The organism is Tangfeifania sp., from assembly GCF_055108615.1.
The window spans coordinates 1-5,943 of the sequence record NZ_JBSQIC010000135.1 but is presented as its reverse complement, the minus strand read 5'-3'; the positions used below and the strand labels follow the sequence as shown (position 1 = coordinate 5,943).

Genomic DNA, 5,943 nt, shown 5'->3' with positions numbered 1-5,943 from the left:
GGAAAGCTGCAGATCGGTAATTTCCAGCCAACCATTTCCGCAGGCAACGTTCAAAAATGATTCATCATCGGAATCGATGGTTCCCGGAGCCGCAGTTTCGGCTGAAATAACCGGCTGGGCAAAAAAGATTTTGCAGGGAATGGTTCTCCCGTTTTCTTTATGCACCAGGTTAGCCCAGGCAGCGGGATGTGGCGACAGCCCGCGAATTAAATTCCGAACGGTTTCCACATCCTTTGTCCAGTTGATTTTGCAGTCAATTTTAAAAATTTTGGGGGCGGGTTTACTATTCTCATCCGATTCCAGTTCCGATTGCGGTATGGGTTTTACTTTTCCTTTTGACAAAGCATCAACTGTTTTCAGTACCAGCCTGGCTCCCACTTCCATCAGGCGGTCGTGAACATCACCTACTGTATCGTTCTTCCCAATTTTAATTTCCCTGCGAAAAAGGATTTTACCGGTGTCAATTTTATGGTCGAGCAAAAAAGTAGTAACTCCCGTTTTTGTTTCACCGTTGATAACCGCCCAGTTGAGCGGTGCTGCGCCCCGGTACTGCGGCAACAACGACCCGTGCAGGTTGAAAGTTCCGAGCGGGGGCATGGCCCAAACCACTTCGGGCAACATCCTGAAAGCAACCACAACCTGCAAATCGGGTTTTAATGCTTTTAGCTCCTCAATAAAATCGGGGTTTTTCAACTTTTCGGGCTGAAGAACTTTAATGTTATTTTCAACAGCATATTTTTTTACAGCCGATTCCGTCAGTTTTTTCCCGCGTCCTGCCGGTTTATCGGGTGCCGTTACCACCCCCACCACATTGTAACCGTTTTCAACCAATGCTTGTAAACTGGCCACTGCAAAGTCAGGGGTACCCATAAAAACTATCCGGAGCTCTTTTCCTGTCATCAACCTAATTTTTCAGCAAAAATAATGATTCAATTAAATTATTGAATGTTTTAACGGATTTAACACAAATAAATTAGGGATTTCAGCGCTTTTAATGGCTAAGTTGAATGCCCAATCCAAAAAATCAGAATTCTTTTCATCCTCATTTTTCGCGAAGCCGGGTATTTCCTTTTAATGCTTTTGGCCAGTAGGGGCAGTGCCTGCAACCGTTTGCGCAACAAAAACCACGACGGGTTAAAAATTCGCTGGTCATTACCCTGTAACCATTCTCGCGATAAAAATCCCTGCCTTCCACCAGGCCGTCGTTAAAGCTGACATTGTCATCAAAATAATATTCTTCGTAGCTCATGGCACTGCAATTTCAAAATAAACCATAAATTTAAATCAAAATTATTGGAAAAATGGGAATTGATTTTCTATGGACCGGCAAATGAAACTGGCCGGGTTGGGGGAGTATCATTAAAAAGAATTGAATGTGTGAGCCCCAAAAGCTAAAATGCATTCAACAATTTCACAGTTTATCAATTTTTCAGTTTCACAAATTTGCAATTCTACAGAAAAAACATTGCAACCCCTGCCACTGTTACCACTGCCCCCAAAATTTCTTTCCAGTTTATTTTCTCCTTAAAAATGATTACCGAAGGTGCAATAATAAGCACCGGGGTAATGGCCATTAGTGTGGCTGCAATCCCGGCAGAAGTATGTTGCACGGCAAGCAAAGAAAATGAAACCCCAAGAAAAGGGCCGAAAAATGCACCGAGGGTAATTTGTTTCATGGCCGAACCGTGTTTTAGAGCCGCCCAAACCCGCGGCCAGCGTTTCATGAAAATAAAAAGAATAGAAAAACCTGCAATCCCGGCCAGCACCCTGATTTGAGATGCAGAAAATGCATCGTACTCACCCATTCCTTTTTTGCTGAGCACCAGCCCTGTTGCCTGCCCGATTGCACCACCCAGTGCCAGTAAAATCCCCGGTACTGAATAGCTGGAAGTTAACTTTCTGACAATTGAACCGTTTTGGGTTGAACGCTCACGTTTTAGAATAACGATTACAATCCCAAGCATGGTAATAACCATCCCCAGCCAGCTTTTCGCGGTGAGTACTTCACCCAAAAGCAGCCAGCCCACCAAAGCGGCAAAAGGAGGGGCAAGTGCCATTATCAGCATTGAAATTCGTGCGCCTATAACCACAAAAGCCTGGAAAAGCAGCAAGTCGCCAATTACAAAACCCACCAGGCCTGAAAGGGCCAGCCACTGCCACTGAAAAAGACTGGCATCGGAAGGGAAGAAAAAACCACGGGCAATCCAGCTGTAAACTCCAATGAAAAAGAAGGCCATTACCAGCCGGATAAGATTAACGGCCAGCGAGCCCACTTTTTTACCTGCCGACTCGAAAGCCATGCTGGTGACCGTCCAGAATACGGCAGTTAATACGCCTGCTATTTCTCCAAAATAATTTTCCAACATTCCGGCGGCAAAAGTAGCAATTCCGGCAAATTAAAAAAGCCCTTCTTCCGAAAGGCTTTTTAATTTATTATATTCTAAAATTCTAATTAACCAATTCTTCTACCGTTTCCCGCAGTTCATCGCCGCGTTTATTTTTGGCGACAATTGTACCGTTTTTGTCAACTATTAAGCTGGAGGGGATTGAATTTACAGCGTACATTTGGGCGGCAGCATTATTCCAGTACGACAAATCGGAAACGTGAGCCCACGTGAGATTATCGTCTTCAATGGCGCGCAGCCAGGCCTCTTTTTCGCGGTCGAGCGAAACACCGAACACATAAAAACCATCGTCTTTAAATTCGTTGAAAACGGACACAATATTCGGATTTTCCTGTCGGCAGGGCCCGCACCATGCTGCCCAGAAATCGAGCAGTGTATATTCGTGCTGTGAATAAACATCTGAAAAAGTTACCGGGTTTCCTTCAGTATCGTTCATGGTAAAATCGGGTGCAGTTTGCCCCACAGCAACGGTTTTTAGTTTTTCAATACGCTCTTTTAAAGCTACAATAGTTGGCACTGTTTCCAGTTTCGGATCGAGTGAATTTACCAACTCATCAAGTTCATCCAGTTCCATACCATACTGAACGCGCGAAATAAAATAAGGTGACGCGTAAGATGCGGGATGGTTCCTCACAAAATCGGCCTGCAGAGTTGTGGTGCTTTCATACAGTTCGTTTACTTCTTCCATGAGTTGCTGCGCTCTTGCAGTGTCGCCCTTTGCACCTGCTTCGCGCGCCTGCTGGTAAATGGCCATATATTTATCGCCAATCTCCTGGATTTGCCGGTTCACGCTGCTGTATTCATCGTGAGTGGCAGAGCCCGTAACTTCAACATTTGCAAGGGAATCAACTTTACCAGTTACCATGATATCAGCATTTTCAACAAAAACAATGGTTTTGGCACGCTGCCCAAGCAATGAAATATAATGGTCTTCCGGTACCTCAACTTTTCCTTCGAGAACGGCAACACCGTCAACTATTTCGGCTGTATCAACCGGAATCCAGCTGGACTCCCCGCGCTTTTCGAGCAAAACCTGGCCTTCGGCACCTTCCAGTTCAACTGTGATTTCAAATCCTTCTTTTTGCTGTGTACACGCAAAAAATGCAATGGCTATAATAAAAACTGCTAACTTTTTCATTTTCAAATAATATTAAATATAATGTGATATTTTGCTGCAAGATAGAAAATCATTTAGATATTGAAAATTATTTTATACTTCTGGTTCACTGGAAATGATTATTTTGCAACAATAAAGTAATTGACATGCGTAAAGTTTTAGTAATTAACAATGCTGAACCGGGAATAACTGAATTTGTTGAGCCACTGGAACAAATCGCAGGTGAAGCAAACCTGAAGTGTATTACAGCTGAATATGCCGGGGTTCCCAAATCTGTGTTTAATGAAATTGACGGGATCATGCTTTCAGGGTCGCCGCAAGGCGATGATATTGTGGTACACCACCTTCCATATTTTCAGTGGTTAAAAGAAGTTGAAATACCCGTGCTGGGAATTTGTGCCGGACATCACATTGCCGGCAGTCTTTACGGCTCAGAACTGCTGCGCAGCGAGGAGCCGGAATCGGGTGATGTTGAAATTGAAATTCTGAAAGACGACCCGGTTTTTTCAGGCTTACCGAAAAAAATAACGGTAAAACAGATGCATAACGACTCCATTACTCTTCCTGAAGATTTTGAGCTGCTGGCATCCTCTGCCACCTGCAAAAATCAACTCATGAAACACAAAAACAAACCGCTTTACACCTGCCAGTTTCACCCGGAATTTTACAACCAGAAATTAATCCGGAATTTTTTCAGACTTGCAATCTTCAATAAAACAGATTGATTTATCGTTAGATGTTTTCTAATTTTATACCCAAAATCAATATCGAATGAACAAACCAGAAGATATCAGGTGGCAACAACGTTTTTCGAATTTCCGAAAAGCGTTGAACCAATTGGAAAATGCAATCATCATTCAAAATGAGAGGGAATTAACAGAACTGGAAAAACAGGGTTTGATTCAGGCTTTTGAATTTACCCACGAACTGGCATGGAATACCCTGAAAGATTTTTTCGAATACCAGGGAAATACTTCAATCACCGGGTCGCGTGATGCAATTCGCGAAGCATTTAACAAAGGAATCATTAAAAATGGTGAAGGCTGGATGGACATGATAAGAAGCCGCAATAAATCATCGCATACTTACAATGAAGAAGTGGCAGAAGAAATAGTTTTTCAAATTAAAGAAACCTATTACCCACTTTTTATTGAACTGAAAACAATGCTTGAAAAAAGATTAGACAAATAACCAAATGATTAATATCGGAATTAAAGAAGAGGCTATTCAGAAATTAAATAATGTGTTTGCTTCTTACCCTGGAATTGACAGGGTGATACTTTATGGTTCGAGAGCCAAAGGAAATTACAAATATGGTTCTGACATTGATTTGGTATTGATTGCCCCGCAATTTACACTAACAGATTTAAACAAAATTGAAAACCGTATTGACGACTTGCTGTTGCCCTGGAAAATAGATCTGGCACTTTTTCATCAAATTGAAAATCCTGATTTATTGGAGCATATAAAACGAGTAGGAATTGCGTTTTATAAAAAATAAAAACCGCCCTGTAAACACAGAACGGTTTCTAATTTAAACACTTACCTTTTCTTCCTGTTTTCGCTTTAAATCCTGGAAAATTGTTCCTTTGGCGTGAACTGTATTCACCGCACGCCCCGAGGGATCCGCATTGTTTTGGAACGACTTGTCCCATGCCAGCGCTTCGCCGGTACTGCAGGCGATTGACGGCACCGAGGGAACACATCCGGCCGCCTGATCCGACGGGAAATGCTCGCTGTAAATTGCGCGGTACATGTATTCTTCCTTGTTTTGCGGGGTGTTCACCGGGAACCGGAATGCGGCATTTTCCATCATTTCATCGGTTACCTGTTCGCCGGCTATTTTTTTCAGGGTGTCTATCCAGCCGTAACCCACACCGTCGGAAAACTGCTCTTTTTGCCGCCACGCCACACTTTCGGGCAGGTATTTTTCAAACCCTTTGCGGAGGCACCATTTTTCAATTTTACCGTCTTTTGCCATTTTGGCCTCCGGGTTGAAACGCATGGCCACATCAATAAACTCTTTGTCGAGGAACGGCACGCGGCCTTCCACGCCCCACGATGCCAGCGATTTGTTGGCGCGCAAACAATCGTACAAATGCAGCCGGCTCACTTTCCGCACACTTTCTTTGTGAAACTCTTCGGCATTGGGCGCTTTATGGAAATAGAGGTATCCGCCAAAAATTTCGTCGGCACCTTCGCCGGTCAGCACCATTTTAATACCCATCGATCTTATCACGCGCGCTATCATGTACATGGGAGTGGAAGCCCGCACGGTAGTCACGTCAAATGTTTCAATGTGGTAAATTACATCGCGGATAGCATCCAGTCCTTCCTGTATGGTATAATTTATTTCGTGGTGAATGGTTCCGATTTCTTCGGCCACACCACGGGCGGCTTCCAAATCGGGCGAACCTTCCA

General features: G+C 43.6%; 8 protein-coding genes. 3 read left to right on the top strand and 5 right to left on the bottom strand.

Annotation, left to right across the window (positions count from 1 at the left end):
• From fmt to ACTCNA_RS17320, 4 genes are all read right to left on the bottom strand, one after another.
• On the bottom strand, positions 1-900 hold a 900-nt coding region (gene fmt / locus ACTCNA_RS17335), incomplete at its 3' end, for a methionyl-tRNA formyltransferase (RefSeq protein ID WP_462949200.1).
• 142 nt (positions 901-1,042) lie between these two features.
• A complete protein-coding gene (locus ACTCNA_RS17330; RefSeq protein ID WP_462949199.1) occupies positions 1,043-1,249 on the bottom strand; it encodes a DUF5522 domain-containing protein in 207 nt (68 codons plus the stop codon).
• 202 nt (positions 1,250-1,451) lie between these two features.
• Positions 1,452-2,366, bottom strand: coding sequence for a DMT family transporter (locus tag ACTCNA_RS17325; protein ID WP_462949198.1), 915 nt, complete (start codon positions 2,364-2,366; stop codon positions 1,452-1,454).
• 82 nt (positions 2,367-2,448) lie between these two features.
• Positions 2,449-3,543 carry a redoxin domain-containing protein gene (locus tag ACTCNA_RS17320; protein WP_462949197.1) on the bottom strand — a complete coding sequence of 365 codons (1,095 nt, stop codon included), beginning with the start codon at positions 3,541-3,543 and terminating at the stop codon, positions 2,449-2,451.
• Between the two features lie 125 nt (positions 3,544-3,668).
• On the opposite strand from ACTCNA_RS17320, the gene ACTCNA_RS17315 reads away from it, so the two are divergent.
• Genes ACTCNA_RS17315 through ACTCNA_RS17305 form a run of 3 tightly spaced genes read left to right on the top strand, consistent with a single transcriptional unit; the run spans position 3,669 to position 5,023 of the window.
• On the top strand, positions 3,669-4,247 hold the full coding sequence (locus ACTCNA_RS17315) for a glutamine amidotransferase-related protein (RefSeq protein WP_462949196.1): 579 nt from the start codon (positions 3,669-3,671) through the stop codon (positions 4,245-4,247).
• 46 nt (positions 4,248-4,293) lie between these two features.
• Positions 4,294-4,713 (top strand): nucleotidyltransferase substrate binding protein, encoded by a 420-nt coding sequence (locus tag ACTCNA_RS17310; RefSeq protein WP_462949195.1) that lies wholly within the window; start codon positions 4,294-4,296, stop codon positions 4,711-4,713.
• A gap of 4 nt (positions 4,714-4,717) precedes the next feature.
• Positions 4,718-5,023 carry a nucleotidyltransferase family protein gene (locus tag ACTCNA_RS17305; protein WP_462949194.1) on the top strand — a complete coding sequence of 102 codons (306 nt, stop codon included), beginning with the start codon at positions 4,718-4,720 and terminating at the stop codon, positions 5,021-5,023.
• Positions 5,024-5,056: 33 nt separating this feature from the next.
• Here ACTCNA_RS17305 and ACTCNA_RS17300 read toward each other — a convergent pair.
• Positions 5,057-5,943: asparagine synthase-related protein (locus ACTCNA_RS17300; RefSeq protein WP_462949193.1), on the bottom strand; the 887-nt coding region annotated here is incomplete at its 5' end.